This window comes from Collinsella sp. LCP19S3_B6, from assembly GCF_052121815.1.
GTDB lineage: Bacteria > Actinomycetota > Coriobacteriia > Coriobacteriales > Coriobacteriaceae > Collinsella.
In genome coordinates this window covers 179,922-199,802 of the sequence record NZ_JBQKDN010000001.1, presented here as the reverse complement: position 1 = coordinate 199,802, position 19,881 = coordinate 179,922, and the positions used below count along the sequence as shown (strand labels likewise).

19 protein-coding genes and 1 pseudogene are annotated in these 19,881 nt (G+C 58.9%); 9 read left to right on the top strand and 11 right to left on the bottom strand.

Translation table 11 applies throughout. From position 1 onward, the window contains the following. Nucleotides 1-3 precede the first annotated feature (3 nt). The 4 genes from hypF to hypE all read left to right on the top strand — a co-directional run bounded on the left by hypF (nucleotide 4) and on the right by hypE (nucleotide 5,251). Entirely contained in the window at nucleotides 4-2,661 is a 2,658-nt protein-coding gene (hypF, locus tag ACTQWD_RS00875) for a carbamoyltransferase HypF (protein WP_441559052.1), read from the top strand. A 134-nt stretch (nucleotides 2,662-2,795) separates the two neighbouring features. After that, nucleotides 2,796-3,056 (top strand): HypC/HybG/HupF family hydrogenase formation chaperone, encoded by a 261-nt coding sequence (locus ACTQWD_RS00870; protein WP_154518167.1) that lies wholly within the window; start codon nucleotides 2,796-2,798, stop codon nucleotides 3,054-3,056. Continuing rightward, on the top strand, nucleotides 3,056-4,168 hold the full coding sequence (gene hypD / locus ACTQWD_RS00865) for a hydrogenase formation protein HypD (RefSeq protein WP_441559051.1): 1,113 nt from the start codon (nucleotides 3,056-3,058) through the stop codon (nucleotides 4,166-4,168). Before ACTQWD_RS00870 ends, hypD begins: the two co-directional genes overlap by 1 nt. Nucleotides 4,169-4,216: 48 nt before the next feature. Beyond that, nucleotides 4,217-5,251 (top strand): hydrogenase expression/formation protein HypE, encoded by a 1,035-nt coding sequence (hypE, locus tag ACTQWD_RS00860; protein WP_441554238.1) that lies wholly within the window; start codon nucleotides 4,217-4,219, stop codon nucleotides 5,249-5,251. Between the two features lie 122 nt (nucleotides 5,252-5,373). On the opposite strand, the gene ACTQWD_RS00855 is transcribed toward hypE, so the two are convergent. From ACTQWD_RS00855 to ACTQWD_RS00830, 6 genes are all read right to left on the bottom strand, one after another. Beyond that, complete coding sequence (locus tag ACTQWD_RS00855; RefSeq protein WP_255413547.1) at nucleotides 5,374-5,496, bottom strand: hypothetical protein; 123 nt, start codon at nucleotides 5,494-5,496, stop codon at nucleotides 5,374-5,376. 19 nt (nucleotides 5,497-5,515) lie between these two features. Then, nucleotides 5,516-5,782: an HPr family phosphocarrier protein gene (locus ACTQWD_RS00850; protein WP_117583648.1), complete on the bottom strand. Its 267-nt coding sequence runs from the start codon at nucleotides 5,780-5,782 to the stop codon at nucleotides 5,516-5,518. 9 nt (nucleotides 5,783-5,791) lie between these two features. Continuing rightward, a complete protein-coding gene (locus ACTQWD_RS00845) occupies nucleotides 5,792-7,324 on the bottom strand; it encodes a glycoside hydrolase family 1 protein (protein WP_154518173.1) in 1,533 nt (510 codons plus the stop codon). Between the two features lie 89 nt (nucleotides 7,325-7,413). Further along, a complete protein-coding gene (locus ACTQWD_RS00840) occupies nucleotides 7,414-7,746 on the bottom strand; it encodes a PTS lactose/cellobiose transporter subunit IIA (RefSeq protein WP_117583650.1) in 333 nt (110 codons plus the stop codon). Continuing rightward, entirely contained in the window at nucleotides 7,739-9,127 is a 1,389-nt protein-coding gene (locus ACTQWD_RS00835; protein WP_441559050.1) for a PTS sugar transporter subunit IIC, read from the bottom strand. The genes ACTQWD_RS00840 and ACTQWD_RS00835 overlap by 8 nt, the downstream gene beginning before the upstream one ends. Nucleotides 9,128-9,139: 12 nt before the next feature. Then, entirely contained in the window at nucleotides 9,140-9,481 is a 342-nt protein-coding gene (locus ACTQWD_RS00830) for a PTS sugar transporter subunit IIB (RefSeq protein ID WP_117583652.1), read from the bottom strand. Between the two features lie 302 nt (nucleotides 9,482-9,783). Between ACTQWD_RS00830 and ACTQWD_RS00825 the strand changes: the two genes are divergently transcribed. Both ACTQWD_RS00825 and ACTQWD_RS00820 read left to right on the top strand, forming a co-directional pair. Further along, nucleotides 9,784-11,754: a BglG family transcription antiterminator gene (locus tag ACTQWD_RS00825; RefSeq protein WP_441559049.1), complete on the top strand. Its 1,971-nt coding sequence runs from the start codon at nucleotides 9,784-9,786 to the stop codon at nucleotides 11,752-11,754. A 164-nt stretch (nucleotides 11,755-11,918) separates the two neighbouring features. After that, entirely contained in the window at nucleotides 11,919-12,587 is a 669-nt protein-coding gene (locus ACTQWD_RS00820; protein WP_441559048.1) for an HAD family hydrolase, read from the top strand. Nucleotides 12,588-13,098: 511 nt separating this feature from the next. Here the strand turns inward: ACTQWD_RS00820 and ACTQWD_RS00815 are convergent. The 5 genes and pseudogenes from ACTQWD_RS00815 to ACTQWD_RS00795 form a co-directional block, all read right to left on the bottom strand. Continuing rightward, on the bottom strand, nucleotides 13,099-13,656 hold the full coding sequence (locus ACTQWD_RS00815; protein ID WP_441559047.1) for a hypothetical protein: 558 nt from the start codon (nucleotides 13,654-13,656) through the stop codon (nucleotides 13,099-13,101). Between the two features lie 233 nt (nucleotides 13,657-13,889). Then, nucleotides 13,890-14,426 carry a PTS sugar transporter subunit IIA gene (locus ACTQWD_RS00810; protein WP_427719835.1) on the bottom strand — a complete coding sequence of 179 codons (537 nt, stop codon included), beginning with the start codon at nucleotides 14,424-14,426 and terminating at the stop codon, nucleotides 13,890-13,892. Nucleotides 14,427-14,699: 273 nt separating this feature from the next. Continuing rightward, nucleotides 14,700-15,104, bottom strand: a pseudogene (locus tag ACTQWD_RS00805) (family 1 glycosylhydrolase); the annotation flags it as partial. A 284-nt stretch (nucleotides 15,105-15,388) separates the two neighbouring features. Beyond that, nucleotides 15,389-16,072 carry an orotate phosphoribosyltransferase gene (pyrE, locus tag ACTQWD_RS00800; RefSeq protein ID WP_441057299.1) on the bottom strand — a complete coding sequence of 228 codons (684 nt, stop codon included), beginning with the start codon at nucleotides 16,070-16,072 and terminating at the stop codon, nucleotides 15,389-15,391. 121 nt (nucleotides 16,073-16,193) lie between these two features. Further along, nucleotides 16,194-16,337, bottom strand: a complete 144-nt coding sequence (locus tag ACTQWD_RS00795) for a LuxR C-terminal-related transcriptional regulator (RefSeq protein WP_154518191.1) — start codon at nucleotides 16,335-16,337, stop codon at nucleotides 16,194-16,196. Nucleotides 16,338-16,490: 153 nt separating this feature from the next. Here ACTQWD_RS00795 and ACTQWD_RS00790 point away from each other — a divergent pair, with 153 nt between their 5' ends. The 3 genes from ACTQWD_RS00790 to ACTQWD_RS00780 are packed head-to-tail and all read left to right on the top strand — an operon-like array spanning nucleotide 16,491 to nucleotide 19,865. Further along, nucleotides 16,491-17,228 carry a DUF4428 domain-containing protein gene (locus ACTQWD_RS00790; protein WP_441032084.1) on the top strand — a complete coding sequence of 246 codons (738 nt, stop codon included), beginning with the start codon at nucleotides 16,491-16,493 and terminating at the stop codon, nucleotides 17,226-17,228. Nucleotides 17,229-17,252: 24 nt separating this feature from the next. Further along, nucleotides 17,253-18,575, top strand: coding sequence for a hypothetical protein (locus ACTQWD_RS00785; protein WP_441559046.1), 1,323 nt, complete (start codon nucleotides 17,253-17,255; stop codon nucleotides 18,573-18,575). Between the two features lie 48 nt (nucleotides 18,576-18,623). Further along, nucleotides 18,624-19,865, top strand: coding sequence for an SPFH domain-containing protein (locus tag ACTQWD_RS00780; protein ID WP_427747636.1), 1,242 nt, complete (start codon nucleotides 18,624-18,626; stop codon nucleotides 19,863-19,865). Nucleotides 19,866-19,881: the final 16 nt, after the last annotated feature.

Genomic DNA, 19,881 nt, shown 5'->3' with positions numbered 1-19,881 from the left:
CGCATGCGACATGCGCATATCCATGTAACGGGCATTGTGCAGGGCGTCGGCATGCGACCGTTTGTGTATCGCGAGGCCATGGCGCACGGCATTTGCGGCTGGGTGCTTAACGCGGGCGATGGCGTGCATATCGAGGCGCACGCTCTAAGCGAGGCGCTCGACGAATTTGTCGCCGCGCTTTCCGAGCATACGCCTGCGGCGGCTCGTGTGGAGCATGTCGAGGTTATGGACCTAGCGCCCGGCGACTGGGACGCCGCCAACGAGCGGGGCTTTCGCATTGTGGCATCGCAGGATCAAACCGCCCACACGACGCTCGTCTCGCCCGACATCGCCACGTGCGACGACTGCCTGCACGAGCTGTTCGACCCCGCCGACCGACGCTTTCACTATCCCTTTATCAACTGCACCAACTGCGGACCGCGCTTTACCATCATCCGGTCGCTGCCCTATGACCGAGCGGCCACCTCGATGGATTGCTTTCCCATGTGCCCCACCTGTGCCGCAGAGTATGGCGACCCGCTTGACCGGCGGTTTCACGCGCAGCCCGATGCCTGCTTTGATTGCGGGCCGCACATTACGTGGCGCGAGGCCGGCGAAGCCGCCGCGTCGCTGACCGTCGGCACCACGCGCAAGACCAGCGACGCCATTATCGACCGCTGTGTTGAGCTGCTGGCCAACGGCGGTATCATCGCCATCAAGGGTCTGGGCGGATTTCACTTGGCATGCGACGCCTCCAACGAGAAGACGGTAGCCGAGCTTCGCCGCCGCAAACGCCGCAGCAACAAACCGCTTGCCGTTATGGTACGCGGCCTTGCCGATACTGAACGCCTGTGCCATGTCAACGACGTTGAACGCGGCTTGCTGACCGGCAGCATTCGCCCCATCGTGCTGCTGCACCGACGTGCCGTTTGCGAGAGCGGCGGCTCCCCCAACGCGCTCGCGCCGTCCGTCGCGCACAACCTTCCTGAGCTTGGCGTTATGCTCCCCTACACCCCGCTTCAGCATCTGTTGCTTGCCGCGGCAGAAGCCCGCGGTATGCACGCGCTCGTCATGACCAGCGGAAACCTGAGCGAAGAACCCATCGAGACCGATGACAACCTTGCCTGGGAACACCTCGTTGCCGCCGGCATCGCCGACGCGTTGCTCGGTAACGACCGCGCAATCCTCTCGCGCTACGACGACTCTGTGGTGCGCGCGGTGAACGGCGCCGTTATGCCCGTTCGCCGCGCTCGCGGATATGCACCCCAGCCGCTGCCGTTGCCGGCGCTCGACGGAGCTCCGTCCTGCGTGCTCGCCTGCGGGCCACAACAAAAGGCCACGATTGCGCTCACGCGTGAAGGGACGAACGGCGAGGCAACCTGTTTTGTGTCGCAGTATATCGGCGATGTTGAAAACGGCGGGACCTTCGATGCCTGGAACGCCGCGCGCACGCGCTTGGAAGATCTCTTTGACTTGGAGCCCGCCGCCTTGGCCTGCGATCTACACCCCAGCTATCTATCGAGCCAGTGGGCGCGCGAGCAGGCGCGAAAATGCAATCTGCCGCTCGTCGAGGTCCAGCACCATCATGCGCATATCGCGAGCGTAATGGCCGAGGCGATTGCCGCGGGCCAGCTTACAACCGACGCGCGCGTCCTTGGCATCGCCTTTGACGGCACCGGCGCCGGCACCGATGGGACCATTTGGGGCGGCGAGTTTCTTGTTGCCAGCCTTGGCGGCTTTGAGCGCGCCGCGCATTTGCGCACCTGGACGCTCCCCGGCGGGGCGGCCTCCGTGCGCGACGCCCGCCGCAACGCCTTTGCCCTGCTCAGTGAGCTCGGCCTGCTTGAACATCCGGGGGCCGAGCGGCTCTTGGACGGCCTAGACGAGCAAACACGCAGCGTGACGGCAACGATGATCGAGCGGAACATCAACAGCCCACGCACGAGCAGTATGGGGCGTCTCTTTGACGCCGCCGCTGCAGTTTTGGGCATTTGCGGGCAGGCAACCTACGAAGGCGAGCCCGCCATCGAACTCGAAGCCGCCGCCTGGCGCGCGCTCGGCAGCAAAATTACCCATGTTCCCGGCGATAAAGACGGCTGTTCCGCATCTGACCCATTGCGACTGGACAGTTTGTTCAGATTTGTATTAAAAACAGACCCTCTAACCAACGGTTTTGGCTCAGATTACCCCGAAGAGGGCTCTCCAGGCACCTCATTTGCGGTTAATTCGCCCGCCGGATACCCCAAATCAACCCATTCGGGGTCCTCGCAGACGATCTATACCACCCATTACCACTCTAAAAAGTACAAATCTGAACTAACTGTCCAAGCAACCTCGAGCAGGTCTCTCGTCCTGAGCCCCAGCTCACTTTTTGCGGCGCTTTTGGAGGGAACCAGAGCCAGTGTGCCCGCCGACAGGCTCGCACTCGACTTCCATGTCGCCGTCGCGCGCTCTTCGGCACGCATCGCCAGCGAGATCTGCACCCGTGAAGGCCTCGACACCGTCGCGCTCTCGGGCGGCGTGTTCATGAACCGACTTCTGCTCCAGCTCCTCACCCGCGAGCTCAAAAGCGCAGGTCTTACTGTCCTTATCCCGCATACCGTGCCCGTCAATGACGGCTGCATCGCCTACGGTCAGGCGGCGGTCGCAAGCGCTCGTCTTGCGCAAATCGCATCGCAGTAGCTCGCTCTCGCACGCCGCTGTGCCCAGCCGTCTCACAGGCGTAACGCGTTTGCCCGCGAACCCCGCGAGCGCTACCATCAACTGATGGATTATTGAGCGCCCATCCAGCGCAAAGCGTCTAAAAGGGGAACAATATGTGCCTTGCCGTCCCCGGTAAAGTAGTCAAACGCGACGACGGCCTCAAGGCCACCGTCGACATGATGGGCATCGAGCGCCCCGTGTCGCTACGACTCGTGCCGACGGCGCAGGTTGGCGACTATATTCTCGTGCACGCCGGCTTTGGCATCCAGATCGTCGACGAGCAGGAAGCGCAAGAAACGCTCGAGCTCGTTAACGCCATGACCGAACTGGCCGAAGAAGACCAACTGGCCAGCAACCCGGCCGAGGCATACTAGTGGCGGCCGGACAGCCGGTGCGCTCCGGTATCGACTTTTCGGTATTTCGCGACCCCAAGCTGGCTCGCGAGCTCATCGAACGCATTCTCGGTCTTGTCGGCGACCGTACCATCAACCTTATGGAAGTCTGCGGCACGCACACCGTGAGCATCGGCCGCTATGGCTTTCGCTCCATTATGCCGGCCGGGCTCAAGCTGCTGAGCGGCCCGGGCTGCCCCGTCTGCGTTACCGCCAACCGTGACATCGACCACGCGATCGCGCTCGCCAACATAGACGGCGCCATCATCACCACCTTTGGCGACATGATGCGCGTGCCCGGATCGTCCACCTCGCTCGCAGCGCAAAAGGCGGCAGGGCGCGATATCCGCATCGTCTACTCTCCGCTCGATGCGCTCGACATTGCCGAGCAAAATCCCGATCGTCCGGTCATTTTTATGGGCGTGGGCTTTGAGACTACGACGCCCACCATCGCCGCTGCCATCTTGGAGGCCGAGACGCGCGAGCTTTTGAACTTTTCGGTCTATTGCGCCCACAAGACCACGCCGCCGGCGTTGCGCGCCATCGCCAACGATCCCGAGACCGCCATCGACGGCTTTATCCTGCCGGGCCACGTCTCCACCATCACGGGTTTGGCGCCCTTTAGCTTTTTGGTCGACGAGTTCGATACCCCGGGCGTGGTCACGGGATTTGAGCCGGTCGATATCCTGCAAGGCATCTGCATGCTGGTCCAGATGGCTGTCGAGGGCAGGCCCGCGATCGACAACGCCTACCGCCGTGGCGTCAACGCAGGCGGCAACCCCGTGGCGCGACAGCTGGTCGAGCAGGTGTTTGAGCCATGCGACACCACATGGCGCGGGCTGGGGCCGATTGCCAGCTCGGGCCTTTCCATCCGCCCCGAGTTCTCGCGCTTTGATGCCCGTACCCGCTTTGACGTGCCCGTTGAGGCGACGGTCGAGCCGCGTGGGTGCCGCTGCGGCGACGTACTGCGCGGGGCCATTACGCCGAGCGGCTGCCCTCTGTTCGGCCACGCTTGCACACCCGAGCATCCCGTGGGCCCCTGCATGGTGAGCTCCGAAGGCAGCTGCGCGGCGTACTACCGCTACCGTAACTAGTCCGGACGCACCCGCACACTGACACCACCCACGATTGGAGTTTTGGATATGTCCCGTACTGCCACCGATAGCACCGTCCTGTTGGGCCATGGCTCCGGCGGTCAGATGATGAAACGCATCATCGATGAGGTCTTTTTAGATGCCTTTGGGGCGCCCGAGTTGCTCGAAGGCAACGACGCCGGCGTCGCCGCGCTGCCCGCGAGCGGGCGCATCGCCATGTCGACCGACAGCTTTGTAGTCTCGCCGCAGTTCTTCCCCGGTGGCAATATCGGTCGCCTCGCCGTGTGCGGAACCGTCAACGATGTCGCGACCTCGGGCGCCAACGTGCGCTACCTATCGTGCGGTTTTATCCTCGAAGAGGGCTATCCCATGGATAAGCTCCGCCAGATTGTGCAGACGATGGCCGAGACGGCGCGCGAGGCGGGCGTGTCCATAATCACGGGCGACACCAAGGTGGTCGAGCGCGGCGGGGCCGACGGCGTCTACATCAATACCGCCGGCGTGGGCGAGGTTCCCACGGGCGTGGCGCTCAGCGGCGCCAACTGCCGCCCCGGCGACGTTATCCTGGTGTCAGGCACACTGGGCGACCACGGGATCGCCATCATGAGCCAACGCGAGGGCCTGGCGTTTTCGAGCACGATCGAAAGCGACGCCGCGCCGCTCAACCACCTGATTGCCGACGTTTTGGCCGCAGCGCCCGGCACGCGTTGCTTTCGCGACCCCACGCGCGGTGGCCTGGCGTCCACACTCAACGAGTTTGCCCAGGCCAGCGGTGTTGCCATGGAGATCGACGAGGATGCCGTGCCCGTGCGTCCCGACGTGCAGGCGGCATGTGAAATGCTCGGCTACGATGTGCTGCAGGTGGCAAACGAGGGCAAGATGGTCGCCGTGGTGCCGGCCGAGCAGGCCGATGCGGCTCTAGCCGCCATGCGTTCCGCCCGCTACGGCGAGAACGCCGCGATCATCGGCCGCGTGCTGCCACTTGCCGAGGGCTCCCGTCCCGCCGTGCGCGTGCGCACCGGCTGGGGCTCGACCCGCATCCTCGACATGCTCGTGGGAGAGCAGCTGCCGAGAATTTGCTAACGACGGCATCCGTGCGCCACCGCGCTTTGAACAATGCGCTTTTGATCGCTCAGCACAAGAGACCCCCACGACCGAGTTGAATCGGTCGCGGGGGTCCTTGCATTTGCGAGCTTTGCCGTTATCTACACTCGGAACTTTGGATACGTCAGCAGTACGAGCGAGACGCTCACGCCCAGCTGTATGAGAATCTGGCGAACGTCGCCGACGCCTCCAAGCGCCATGATAGGCAGCAAGGTAACGAGCATCGACGTGGCTTTTGCCCGCCTACTCCCCGCAGCCGCTCTCGATTAGCGCCACGAGGGCATCGACGGCGGCCGCCTCGTCGGCGCCGTCGGCTGCAATCTCAATCTCGCAACCACAGGCCATTCCCAGGCTCATAACCATCAGGATCGACTTGGCGTCTTTGGCGTCTCCGCCCACCTTACCAACGGTGATCGAGCTCTCGTACTTGCTCGCCTCCTGCACAAACAGCGATGCAGGGCGCGCGTGGATGCCGCTCGGATTCTTGACGACCGTCGTCTTGGAAACCATCTCTACTCCTTACTCCACCACGATGTTATCGGTTGCGGTGTCGGCGCCGTTGCTGGCGATGAGTTTCTTGTAGTAGAAATAGGACTTCTTTCGCCCCAGCGCCATGCTTCCATTGCCAAAATCGTCAACATCGACCGAAACAAAGCCGTATCGTTTGCTTACCTCGGAAGTTCCGGAACTTACCAGATCAATCGGACCCCACCACGCATAACCAAATACATCCACACCATCCTTAATTGCTTCAGCGAGCTGCTCGACATGGCGCTTCATATAGTCGATACGATAGTCGTCCTCGACATATCCATTCTCGTCGAGCTCATCTATGGCTCCAAGACCGTTCTCAGAGATAAAAATAGGCAAATGGTAACGATCGTAAATATGATTAAGAGTGATACGGAAACCAATGGGGTCGATAGGCCATCCCCATTCCGACGCCTCAAGATAGGGATTTTTAATTGCCGTAACCAAAGAGCCCGAGGGCTTGGGGACCGGCTCACCCTTATAGCGCATGATGTAGGTCATGTAGTAACTGATCGTTACGAAATCGACAGTACCCGACTTGAGCACCTCAGCATCACCCGGCTGCATATCAATATGAATATCGTTCTCATCAAAGAAACGATCCATGTAATACGGGTATTCGCCTTTAGCCTGGACGTCACTGTAGAACCAGTTGAAGTGGTCTTCGAACAGAACCTGGAGCTGATCTTCGGGCTTGGGGGTCTCAGCATAGTTCTCGAGTCGGCAGAGCATGTTTCCGATCTTTGCATCCGGATCAATTTCGTGGCACTTCATAACGGCCTTGGCGCTCGCAACAAATTGATTATGGGAAACCTGATACTTAAGCTCCCAATTGTCGCGATACGGATTCTCCGGAGTCTTAGAATCCTCTTCGCTCATAATGACGCCACTGCAGGTGAAAGGATTGGTAAGAACATTGTTGATTTCGTTGAACGTAAGCCAGTATTTAACTTTCCCCTTGTAACGCCTAAAGCAAGTCTCCGCATAACGCTCAAATGCTTCGACAGTGTGGCGGCTTTTGAAACCACCGTATGCTTCGGCAAGATGAAGCGGGGTATCGAAGTGGCACAGCGTCACCATTGGCTCCATACCGAGCTTGTGGCATTCATCAAACACGCGGTCATAAAAAGCCAAACCGACCTCGTTTGGCTGAGCATCGTCACCGTTGGGGAAAATGCGGCTCCAGCTGATCGACATGCGGAAAACCTTAAATCCCATACCCGCAATCTCGGCCAGTTGCTCCTTATAGCGATGATAAAAATCGATTCCCCGACGCTTGGGAAGATTGTATTGCTCGGGATGTAGCTTCATTTGCTCCAACATCTCGGCGGTAACGGAATTATGCGGGAGAGGCTGACCTTCATATCCACGATTCGCCTCGCGAGAAATAAACGGAGCGAAATCAGAGGTTGCAAGCCCGCGACCCCCCTCATCAAACGCACCCTCAATCTGATTTGCAGCCGTTGCTCCTCCCCAGAGGAAGCCATCAGGAAATGCGCTCTGCTTCTTAACAGTATCCATAAATCTAGTTCCTTAAAGATGGAGTTCTTAAAAATAGAGGGAGACCTTTGTCGCAATCTCCCTCGCGTCAACCAATTGGAAGATTCGAATTACTGACCGGCGCGGATAGCCAGTGCGCGCACAATCGGCATCATCTTTTTAACCATATGAAGTTCAGCACTAATGGTCATGAGAGTGTCCTGAGCATGCGTAAAAAGCAACGAGTACTCGACTTCCTCACCTGCCGCTTGGGCTTGAATCGTGGCAGTCTGCACTTTATGCGCGGTCAGAATCTTTGCATCCGCTTGGGCAAGGTGCTCCTCTGCCGCATCAAAATCAAACTCCGCCAAGCTATCCAACGCCTGGTCAATACAAGTCCTACCGTCACCAGTATTTAAAATGACTTCCATAGCCACAGCGCTGATGTCAATTGCGTCACTCATCGTTCGCTCCCGTCGTTGTAGAATCTGCAGCTGCCAGCACAACTTTTTCGGATGGACCATTCTCAGAAGCAGTCTCGGAAATGTTTGCAGCCTTCCTTGCCTCACGAGCGACACGTTTTGCCGCCTTCTTCGCAGCGCGCTCAGCCTCGATTTTCTGCTCGTCCTCTGCGGCATGTTTGTCGAAAACCTTAAAGAAGGGATACCAAATGATTGCCGCAAGAATCAGGTTCACCACGACAAGCACCACGTTGCGAAAATCTCCGTTGGAAAGGAAGTAAGCCGAAACCGCGTTGGGAAGGAAGTTCATCGCAAACATCTGGGTATGGAGACTTGCCCAGTCGAACTGCAGCCACAGATAGGCATTTGCGGGCAGAATGATAGCTTGAAGAATAACCGGGATGAACAGATAGGGATTATTAACGATAGTGGAAAAAACCAGAGGCTCATTGATATTAAAGAGGGACGGCACGAACGTCGCCTTACCGAGCGTGCGGTTCTTTTTGGATTTCGAGAACAGCATCATAAACGCCAGAGGCAAAGTGTTGAGCTCTCCGCCAATCATGTAGTAGCGCGAAAGGCCATACGCATTGATGTTGGTCGGCGTAGCCCCCGCGGCAACTGCAGCCATATTCTCAGCCATACCACCCTGGGTGATCGGAAGCGTCACCGAAATAAACGCCCAGCCCGAAACACCAAAGAAGTAGAACACGTCCATCACCAAAGCCATAAACACAACGCCGGGGAGAGACTGGCCAAAACTGGTAACGGGTGAAAGAATCAGCGCAATTACGGTAAAGACATCAATTCGAACAAGAAACGTCAGCAGAAACGCAATTGTAAGGCTCAGCAAAATTGGGATAATGCTGTCGAACCAGCTTTTAACAAAATCAGGGATAACCGATTCTTCACCGAAGAAGCTATGATGCGCTGCGAACTTGTAGATTGCACCGACCGTGATACCCACTGCCATAGCCGCAAACATGCCGCTCGAGCCGAACTTCCACATCTCGAAGGCCATGCCCTCATCGACCGTCTGGGGATTCATGCACAGCATAAAAGCGCCGACGCCGGTAAAGCCAGCGATCAGGGCCCTACCTTTATCGTCCTCCTTGACACAGACGCTGTGAGGAATGATAAAAGCGATGAACATTCCTACGAGACCAAACGAGTAGGTATTAAGCGCTGACAGGTCAGGTAGAGCGGGCACAAAATTACGAACCACATTAAAAAGGCTCGGAATTGCCGAGACCATTGTAAACGGAACGATATACAAAACGGCATTGGCAACGATTCCAAACCAATAGCTCGACGTAAGCTTATTGACAACGGGGACAACGTTCTTTTCGATGCTCCCTTGGACTTTTTTCATCACATTAGACATATCAAGCACACCCTATTCGCCATCAAAATCTATGTCGAGAAGATCGTAGGCATCTTCGAGAATTCCCTCGCCATCAAGCGACGCATAATAATCAGGGTCGATTGACATTACCTTTACACCGTAAGGCTCAAGCATTTTTTGCGTCGCCGGAACCTCGGCGGCAAAATGCGGCCCCAAGAGGAGGGCATCGATCTTATCGGCATAGTCCATAATTTCAGATTTGCTGACCGCATTGATGGTGCAGTCAAGGCCCTTGGACTTTGCGACCCTGCGCATGCCCGCCGCCATAAAGCCGGTCGAGGCACCGATGCCGCAAGCGAGGAGAATACGGACGGTGCCGTTCTCGTCTGCCATGGGGTACTCCTTTCCCAATAAGCGGGCCCAAGGCAGCTCCGATGCCGCCGCAGTCCCCGCCATGTTCTTGAGCGTCCGTGTCGACCCGGCCGCCCTTGACCGTGACCGCACTATACGCGGCAGAGGGTTCTTGCCGCCAACCGTCTTTTTGCCGCATGGCGGCAAGGCGGCAGATTTTCCGCTTGCGCGGCAAGCCGGGCGGTTTTCCGCTTGGGCGGCAAATTGGAAAAGCTGCTCCACACGGAGCTGAGATACCATGGGGCGGTACGCCCCATCTGCCGTTCATCTCTTGGAGGAAAGCCATGGCGAGTGCCAAGCAGAACCGCATCAACCGCATGATCGACGTGCTCGAAAACAGCAGCTCATGGGTATCCTCCTCGATGCTTGCCGGCCTTTTAGGCGCAAGCGAGCGAAGCATCCGCAATTATGTTGCAGAGGTCAACGAAACCGGTACCCGGCATATTGAATCGTCTAAAGAGGGCTATCGCCTTGCCGCGACGGCACCGGCCACCGCCAGCGCTGCCGCAAGTCCTCGCGAGAACGTCGATGCCATCCCCGCGAGTGCGGACACCAGACGCGACTTTACCATCTCCCGCCTTGTCAACGCATGCGGTGGACTCTCCGTCTTTGATATCTCCGATGAGCTCTTTATCAGCGAGAGCACGTTTCAGAGCTCCGTGATGCCACAGGTGCGCGCGCTCGTGCGACAATTTGGCCTCAATGTCGAGACGCACGACTACCGTATGACGCTTACGGGGCGCGAGGCCGACAAGCGCAAGCTTCTCGGCCATATAGCCACCCACAATTCCTATGGATACTTCACCTCGACCAAGACGCTCGAGAACATGTTTCCCGGCTTTGACGTGCAGGCGACCCTCTCGAGCTTGGTCGAGATCTGTCAGCGCTCGGACCTGTTTATCAACGACTACGCACTCTCCAACCTGCTTATGCACCTGCTGGTGATCATCATCAGGCTCACCTCGAACAACGAGCTCAGCGAGGTAGACGGCGTCATCGACGGAGACGGCCTAGTGGAGCAGCTCGGGCAGCGCGAGCAGATCACGCACTGCGCCCAGCGCATCGCCGCCTACTTTGAGAAGCAGTTTGGCTGCGCGATTCCGCGCACCGATTTTCAGCAGATCCTGCTGCTTTTGGCGCTTTCCGTCGAGCGTTGCGATTTTGGCGACCTCAACCGCGAGGAGCTCGCGGGCATCATCGACCGCGATTTTGTGGACATGGTCCTGGGAATTCTCGACGAGTGCGGCGAGCGCTACAACCTACCACGCTTTATCGACGAGCCTATGCGCCTGCAGCTCGTCCTGCATATGTTTAACGCCTACCAGCGCGCTATCTACCACGTAAGCTACCCCAACCCGCTCGCCGCGCAGATCAAAAGCGAGTACGCACCGGTCTACGACATGGCGGTCTATATCGCCCACCGCTTTTCGACCGCCATGGATGTTGAGGTGGGCGAGAACGAAATCGCATTTATCGCCTTTCACATCGGCGCCTATTTTGAGAAGTTCTCTGCACCCGATGGCGCCATCACCTGCACGGTGATTATCGAGGAGTACCACGATTTTGCACGCAGGCTCGTCGACGACCTCAAGGCCGAGTTTGGCGACGACATAAGTGTTGTTGCCGTGATGAGTTGCGATAACTACCTGGCCGATCCTCCCGAGTGCGACGTGGTGGTCACTACGATCGACGTGCCGGTTTGCGGCGGCAGCACCAAAATCTTGATCGGACCCATCCTCACTAAGCAAAACGTGCGAAAGATCCGCGACCGGCTTTGCGCCATCCAAGAGCGGCGGCGGCGCCTCTATGCCCAGGGCCTTTTGGGACGCCTGCTGCAGCCGGGGCTGTTTATGCGCAATGTGGACGCAGACGACGCCATAAGCTGCATCGACCGAATGGGGAAGCTTTTGGCTGCCCAGGGGCTCGCAACGCCTGAGTATATCGCTGACGTGCATCTGCGTGAGAGAGTCTCGTCGACGGCGTTTACCGACAGCCTTGCCATACCCCACGCGATCTCGGTGTATCCAGACCGTTCGTTTATCGCCGTGGCCCACAATGACGCCCCGATTCCTTGGGGACGCCACGACGTGCGGTTTGTGCTACTTATAGGCATCGCACAGGAAGACATGGGGCTCTTTAGAGATGTGCTCGATCTGATTATCGAGGTGTTCTCCTCGGTAGAGACCACGATGAGGCTCATGCAGACCGACACATTCGAGGAGTTTCTGGCTGCGTTTACGCAAGACATCGGATAGAAGGCTCGACCCGCATCCTCGACATGCTCGTAGGAGAGCAGCTGCCGAGGATTTGCTAACGACAAAGGCTCAGGGCTATTAAAGATATTCAAATTCCAAACATGCCCGGCACGCATGCCCAGTATCATGAGGTGCGTTTTACAACTCAAGCGGCAGGAGCACCCATGGCAGCAGCTTTTTCCCATGTGATCTTTGACCTGGACGGCACCATCCTCAACACGCTCGAGGACCTGGCGGCCGCCGGCAACCATACCTGCGAGATGCACGGCTGGCCCACGTTTGCCGTAGACGAGTACCGCTACAAGGTGGGAAACGGCATGCTCAAGCTGGTCGAGCGCTTTATGCCCGCCGAGTATGCGGGCGACGGCCGTATGTTTGAGCAGACGCTTGCCGAGTTTAGGGCTTACTACGGCGAGCACAAGGAGGACCACACCGCACCGTACGCCGGTACGATCGAGATGCTCGACCGCCTGCACGCGGCGGGCGTGCAGCTTGCCGTGCTCACCAACAAGGACCATGTCTCGGCCGCTCCGCTTATCGAGAAGTATTTTGGTTCCGAGCGCTTTGCGCTGGTACAGGGCCGTGTCGATGCGTTTCCGCCCAAGCCCGAGGCACCCGTCACGCTGCATGTGATGGAAGAGCTGGGCGCCGACCCGGCGACCACGCTCTACGTAGGCGATTCCAATGTCGATATCCTGACCGGCCACAACGCCGGTCTTAAGAGCGCAGGCGTCAGCTGGGGCTTCCGCGGCCGCGCAGAGCTGGAAGCCGCCGGCGCCGACTACGTGGTGGACACCCAGGACGAACTTGCAGCGCTGGTGCTGGGCGAGTAGCGAAGCCGCTGCTTAACGTAGCTGCGACAATTCTTCCACGCGGAAACGGCATCCCGTTTTGGGGCTCCGGAATGGGATGCACTTTCCGTTTGAGGCGCGTCGGGGAAACGACATCCCGTTTTGGAGCAATATTCCGGGTCGAACTTTCCGCAACCCACCCCATCCGGAAACCGCAACCCACTATTCGGCCAAAAACCGGGTCGCATTTTCCCAAGCATTCGATGCAACGCCGGTGCAAGGCGTGTCCCTAACTGCCGGCAGAAAAAGAACGTCCCTAAGTGCCGCAAGAGTGTCCCTTTTGACTAGTCATTTAAGAACGTCCCCAATGACTACCATGGCAACGTCGATGTTTCGGCAATGTCAGCGAGCGGGCACCAGAGCGAACAAATTGGCATGAAAAGAGGACGGCATAGACCTTCTGGTCATGCCGTCCTCTTTGAATGACAAGTTGTCGCTCTGGTGCCCACGCAGCGTCGAGCAGTTGCGGCGTTTGGTAAAACGCCGCAACGAACTAGTTCATCATCGCATTCATAATCTCGGTGGTTGCGGAATCGTCGACAGACCACTCGTTATCCTCGTTGGCGGAATACTTAAAGGTGACCTTGGTGTCCTTGGTCTTAGCGGCCTTGGTCACGTCGACCATCACCTGGCCGGCCATCTTGTACAGCTCGTCCTCGGAAGGCATCGTATCGAGTGCGGCGATCTTCTCCTGATACTGGGTGGCGAAATCTTCGACGATCTTGTTCATGGACTTGCAGGTGATGGTGACCTCGGCGGTCGCGGTGCCCTTGTCCTCATCGACCGTCACATCACCGATCTTGTAATCAAAACCCTCGAGATAGCTCTTGGCATACTCCTTGGGATCGATGCCCAGCTGCTCAAACTCGTCGCCCGAAGCCTCTTCCAGGCCGGAGAGGAAATCATCGCTGCCGTTCTTGATCTCGTCAAACTGACTCGTAAGGTCGTCGGTGATGAGCTCCTCCACCGAAGGCCCTCCGCAGCCGGAAAGCAAAACCACGCACGCGACCAGGGCAGCCATCAAGGGCGCAAGCAGCAGCTTCTTTTTCATGACATTCCTCCAAACAAGCGGCGCTGCGTTTCCCGCGCAGCGCACGTCGTAACAGTAGGTCCATATTAGCGGCTCCGTTCAACCCCCTACGTCGCAAAAGCGTGGGCGGCTCAATTTGACGAGTGAATGGCCCATAAAGCAAGCCCCCTGCAATAAAATGTGCCTGCTCGGCCTATTAAAAAAGGGTGGCCGGATAACCCGACCACCCTTGTGCATCTTCTGGATGCCGCAGACTACTTGCGGACGACCTTAACGATGGCGTCACCGGCGGCGACGGCAGACTCGGCCTCGACGGCGAGCTCGACATCGGCAAACTCGGCGGTGTTGGACACGGCCACGACGACGCAGTCCTTGTAACCGGCGGCAGCGATCTTGGCGCGGTCGATCTTGAGCAAGGGCTGGCCGGCCTTCACGACGTCGTCGGCCTTGACGAAGCCCTCGAAGCCGTCGCCATTCATGTTGACGGTATCGACGCCAACGTGCACCAGAACCTCGATGCCGCTATCGGACTGCAGGCCCACGGCGTGACCCATGGTGACGGTCACCTTGCCGTCGCAGGGAGCGTAGACCAGGTCGTCCTCGGGCCACACGGCGCAGCCCTTGCCCAAAACCTCGCCAGCAAAGACGGGATCGGGCACGTCGGCCATCTTGATGACCTTGCCCTTGACGGGCGAACACAGCACGTCGGCGCCGGCAGAAGCAGAAATGGAGGCCGGAGCAGCGGCAGCCACGGGCTCAGCCTTCTTCTTGAACATATCAAACAGACCCATACGTTTTCTCCTCTTGATTAAGCGCAACGTTATGCGCATACCTATGGTGATTATAGTGCCAAATGGCCAAAATGCTAAGGCGAGGGCCCGAATCACAAGCCCTTCCAAGCCCTTCCAAGCCCTTCCAAAACCTTTTCCCATGGGCACTCATATTGTCGATTAAGCCTCGATAAGCCCCAGGTGAACAAAAGCGTTCCAGATGCCGTCGTCATCGACGTCGGTGGTCGCGTAGTCGCCGGCCGGTCCGGCGTTCGGCGGAACGCCGGGGCTCAATTATTCCAAGCCCTCGGTGCCGTTGGACTTGATGATCTTCTGGTATGCGAAGAAGCTGTCCTTGCGGCGGCGCTCGTAGGTACCGGTGCCGTCGTCGTACTTATCGACGTGAATGAAGCCGTAGCGCTTGCGCATCTCGCCAGTGCCGGCGGAAACCAGGTCGATGGGACCCCACCAGGTGTAGGCTATCAGGTCAACGCCATCGGCAATGGCCTCGCCCATGGCCTTGATGTGGCTCTGCAGGTAGGCGATGCGATACGGGTCATGGATGGAGCCGTCCTCCTCGACCTCGTCGTAGTCGCCCATGCCGTTCTCGACCACCATCAGCGGAATCTCGTAGCGGGCGTAAATCTCGTTGAGGGCGATGCGCAGGCCCAGCGGATCGATCTGCCAGCCCCAGTCGGTGGGGACGTTCTTAAACGACTAGTCAAACAAGAATGTCCCCAACGACTAGTCGTTTAAGAACGTCCCCAATGGCTACTCTGGCAACGGCAGCGAGCGGGCCGCATCCGGAGCAAGACAACGCCGCAAGTAGAGGACGGACAGCGAGCGACGTCCAGGGAGAACAAGTTGGCATGAAAAAGGCGAGGCATTGACCTTCTGGTCATGCCTCGCCTTTTGAATGACAAATTGTCTCCCTGGGCGGCGCGCAGCGTCGGCCGGTTACGGCGTTTGGTACAACGCCGTAACTACTCCTGTGCTCCATACTGCTCGTAGTAGGCGTCGATGGCGGCCTTAAGCTCGTCATCGATGACGACCTTGCCATCGATCTCGTGGTTGTAGAGGGTCTCGACGACCTCGGCCATGGAGACGATGCTCGCGACGGGGAAACCGTACTTTGCCTCGATCTCCTTCTGAGCGGTGGTCACGCCACCCTTACCGACCTCCATGCGGTTGAGGGACACAATCAGGCCCTTGATTTCGACGTCGGCGGCAGCCTTAACCTTGGGATAGGTCTCGTCGATGGACTTGCCGCTGGTGGTAACGTCCTCGACCATGACCACGCGGTCGCCGTCCTTGGGCTCATAACCCAGCAGGTTGCCCTTATCGGCACCGTGGTCCTTGGCCTCCTTGCGGTCGCAGCAGTACTTGACCTCCTTGCCGTACAGCTCGTGGTAGGCAATCGCGGTCACGACGGCCAGCGGAATACCCTTGTAGGCCGGTCCAAACAGCACATCAAAGTCGTCGCCAAAGTTATCGTGGATGGCCTGGGCGTAATACTCGCCCAGCTTCTTGAGCTGATAGCCCGTCACGTAAGCGCCGGCGTTCATAAAGAACGGGGACTGACGGCCGCTCTTGAGCGTAAAGCTGCCGAACTTAAGGACGTCGGACTCAACCATAAACTTGATGAACTCTTGCTTGTAAGCCTCCATGCGGGCTCCTCTCGTAATCGCGTACGTGCTCTCCAGTTTAGCGCAGGCGAAGCGTCGATGCGGGTGCGCTTTGGAGCCACATCCCCCCGTTAGAGTAAGGAACTGGGCGGCGGCTCATACGCTAGTCCTTGGGTGCCCAGGACCAGAAGAAGTTGATAAGGGCCACACGCGAGGCGGTACCGGTCTTTCTGTTGATCGAGGAAATGTGGCGGTAGAGCGTAGAGCGCGAAAGGAAAAGCGTTGCGGCAATGTCCTGAACGCTCAACTGTACTCATTTAAGTACGTCCCCAATGAGTGGCCGAAAATGGGCCATGTGTCCCAGTTGTGGAGACTCGTTGAGCCGTCTGGGTATCGTGAAAGATCGCGCGCTCACCCATCATCAAAAGTGACACACGCTACCTGTTGATGGGAGGCAGCCATGGGCTTCTTTGACAAGATGTTCGAGAAGAAAGAGTGCGCGATTTGCGGTACCGAACTGGGGCTTTTGGGAAAGACCAAAATCAACGAAGGCTACCTGTGCAAAGAGTGCGCAGGCAAGCTCTCCCCCTTCTTTAGTGGTTGGCGCTCCAGCACCGCGGACGATATCCGCGAGCAACTCGCCTACCGCGAGGCCAACGCCGAGCGCCTGGCCTCGTTCAACCCCACGCGCACGCTCTCTGCCGGGCGCACCAACATCATGCTCGATGAGGACGCGGGCCTGCTGATCATCACTTCGCAGAGCCGCTGGCGCGACGCCAATCCCGACATCATCGAGTTCTCACAGGTACTCGGCTGCGACATGGATATCGACGAGCATCGCACCGAGATCTATCGCGAGACCAAGGACGGCGAGCGCGAGAGCTACAACCCGCCGCGCTACGACCTGGATTACGACTTTAACCTGACCATTCACGTCAACACGCCGTACTTTACCGAGATCAACCTGCGCGTGAACGACTCCACCATCGATCAGCGCGGGTCCATCGAATATCGCGAGGCCAAGCGCCAGGCAACCGAAGTCCGCGATGCGCTGGTACAGCTGCGTCAGGAGACACGCGACAGCGTCGTGGCCGCCAAGGCCCCCAAGACCGCGGTCACCTGCCCCTTCTGCGGTGCAACCACCATTCCCGATGCCAGCGGGCGCTGCGAATACTGCGGCGGCGCCATCGGCGCATAGTCTCCGGCACGGAAAGGACCGGTCATGGCCTTCGAGAGTGTCAACTATCAGTGCCCCGCGTGTGGCGGCCCCCTTCACTTTGCCAGTGCCGAACAAAAGCTTGTCTGCGACTACTGCGATTCGCGTTTTGAAGTCGAAGAAGTCGAGGCCCTCTATCGCGAGCGCCAGGACAAGGCAGATGCCAAAGCCGATGCCGCAGCCGCGGCCCCCAAACCTGCTGTCGACGATGCTGTGCAGGAGCTCGCCCAAAACGCCGGCTACATCTGCTCGTCGTGCGGCGCCGAGCTGGTCTCGGACGGCACCGTCGCCGTTACCACTTGCCCATACTGCGGCAACTCCGCCGTGGCGCCCGGCCAGCTCTCGGGCGACTTCTCACCCGACCTGGTGATTCCGTTTAAGCTCGGGCGCGATGATGTTATGGCAGCACTCAAAGAGCACTACAAGGGCAAAATCCTGCTGCCCAAGAGCTTTGTCACCGGCAACCACATCGACGAGGTCCAAGGCGTTTACGTGCCGTTTTGGCTCTACGGCGCCCGCGTGGATGGCGAAGTGTACTTCGATGCGACCAACGAGACCGTGACCGAGGAATCCGACCGCACCGTCACGACCACCGACCACTACGACGCCTACCGTAAGGGCAAAATCTCGTTTGAGCGCGTGCCCGTCGACGGATCGTCCAAGATGCCCGACGGCCATATGGATGCCATCGAGCCGTTTGACTACGACGCGCTGCGCCCGTTCTCGGTCGCGTATATGCCCGGCTACATCGCCAACCGCTACGATGAGGATTGCGAGACCTGCAAGGCGCGCGCCGAGCGTCGTATGGAAGAAAGTACGATTTCGGCCCTGCGCGAGACCGTCGTCGACGAATATGACGATGCCACGGTCGAAAGCAAGCAGCTCGACTACACCTGGGAAGACAGCAACTACGCTCTGTTCCCCGTGTGGATGCTTTCCACCTCGTGGAACGGCAAGAGCTACCTGTTTGCCATGAACGGCCAAACCGGCCGCATGGTCGGCGAGCTTCCCTGCTCCAAGCCCAAGCTCGCCATCGCCTCGGTGCTGTTCTTTGTGATCGGGTTTGTCCTCTCCCAGATTCTCTTTATGGGCGAGAACGCCTTCAATCCGGACTACCTCACCTTTGATATCGAGGGCATCCTCATCAACATCGTCGCGCCGCTGATCATCGTAATCATCGGAGACGTGCTGCTGGTAGGCCAGCTCAAGACGGCCAACGAGGCCACCCACGCCGATTGCTACTGCGGTGAGCTCGACTTGACCGAGAAGCACGACACCTTCAGCCACACCGAGACCACCGTTGTCATGAAGGACAACAAGGACGATTAGCCATTCTGACCAATACCACCCGGCCTTTGACGAGAAAGGAAGATCACCATGGGACTCTTGAAAGCTGGATTGGGTGCTGCCGGCGGCGTCATGGCCGACCAGTGGAAGGAATATATCTATTGCGAATCGATGCCCGCTGACGTCTTGGCCTGCAAGGGCAGCAAGCGCACCGGCGGCCGCAGCTCCAACACGCGCGGCGAGGACAACGTCATCTCCAACGGCTCGGTTATCGCCGTCAACGACGGCCAGGGCATGCTCGTGGTGCAAAACGGCAAGATCATCGAGGTCGCGCTGGAGCCCGGCGAGTTTGTCTTTGACACCGGCAGCGAGCCGAGCGTCTTTAGCGGCAACCTGGGCGACTCCATCAAGGAGACGTTCGCCAATATCGGCAGCCGTTTTACCTTTGGCGGCGACGCGGGCAAAGACCAGCGCGTCTACTTCATCAACACCAAGGAGATCATCGGCAACAAGTACGGCACCGCCTCGCCTGTGCCCTTCCGCGTGGTCGATAACAACATTGGCCTGGATGTCGACATCTCCGTTCGCTGCAATGGCGAGTATTCGTACCGCATCACCAACCCGCTGCTGTTCTACACCAACGTGTGCGGCAACGTGACCGATAGCTACACGCGCGATAAGATCGATAGCCAGCTTAAGTCCGAGCTGCTCACCGCTCTGCAACCCGCCTTTGCCAAGATCTCGGAGATGGGCATCCGCTACAGCGCTATCCCCGGCCACACCACCGAGCTCGCCCGCGCGCTCAACGAGGTTCTCTCCGCCGACTGGCGCGACCTGCGCGGCGTCGAGATCGTGAGCTTTGGCGTCAACTCCATCGCCGCCTCGCAAGAAGACGAGCAAATGATCAAGGACCTGCAGAAGGCCGCAGTCATGCGCGATCCCACCATGGCAGCCGCCAACATCGCCAGCGCCCAGAGCGATGCGATGCGCGCGGCAGCCGCCAACCCCAACGGCGCGATGGCCGGCTTTATGGGCATGGGCATGGCGGGCGGCATGGGCGGCATGAACGCCAGCCAGCTGTTCGCCGCCGGCCAGGCACAGCAGCAGGCCGCCCCACAGCCGGCTCCGGCACCCGCCCCCGCACCGGCTCCCGCCGCTGCCCCCGCGGCCGGCGCATGGACCTGCAGCTGCGGTGCCACCAACACCGGCAAGTTCTGCCCCGAATGCGGCAGTCCCGCACCCGCCCCGGCACCGACCAAGTGGTTCTGCCCCAACTGCGGCAGCGAAAACGGCGGCAAGTTCTGCAGCAACTGCGGAACGCCTAGGCCCTAACCCCTCTATCTGGTAA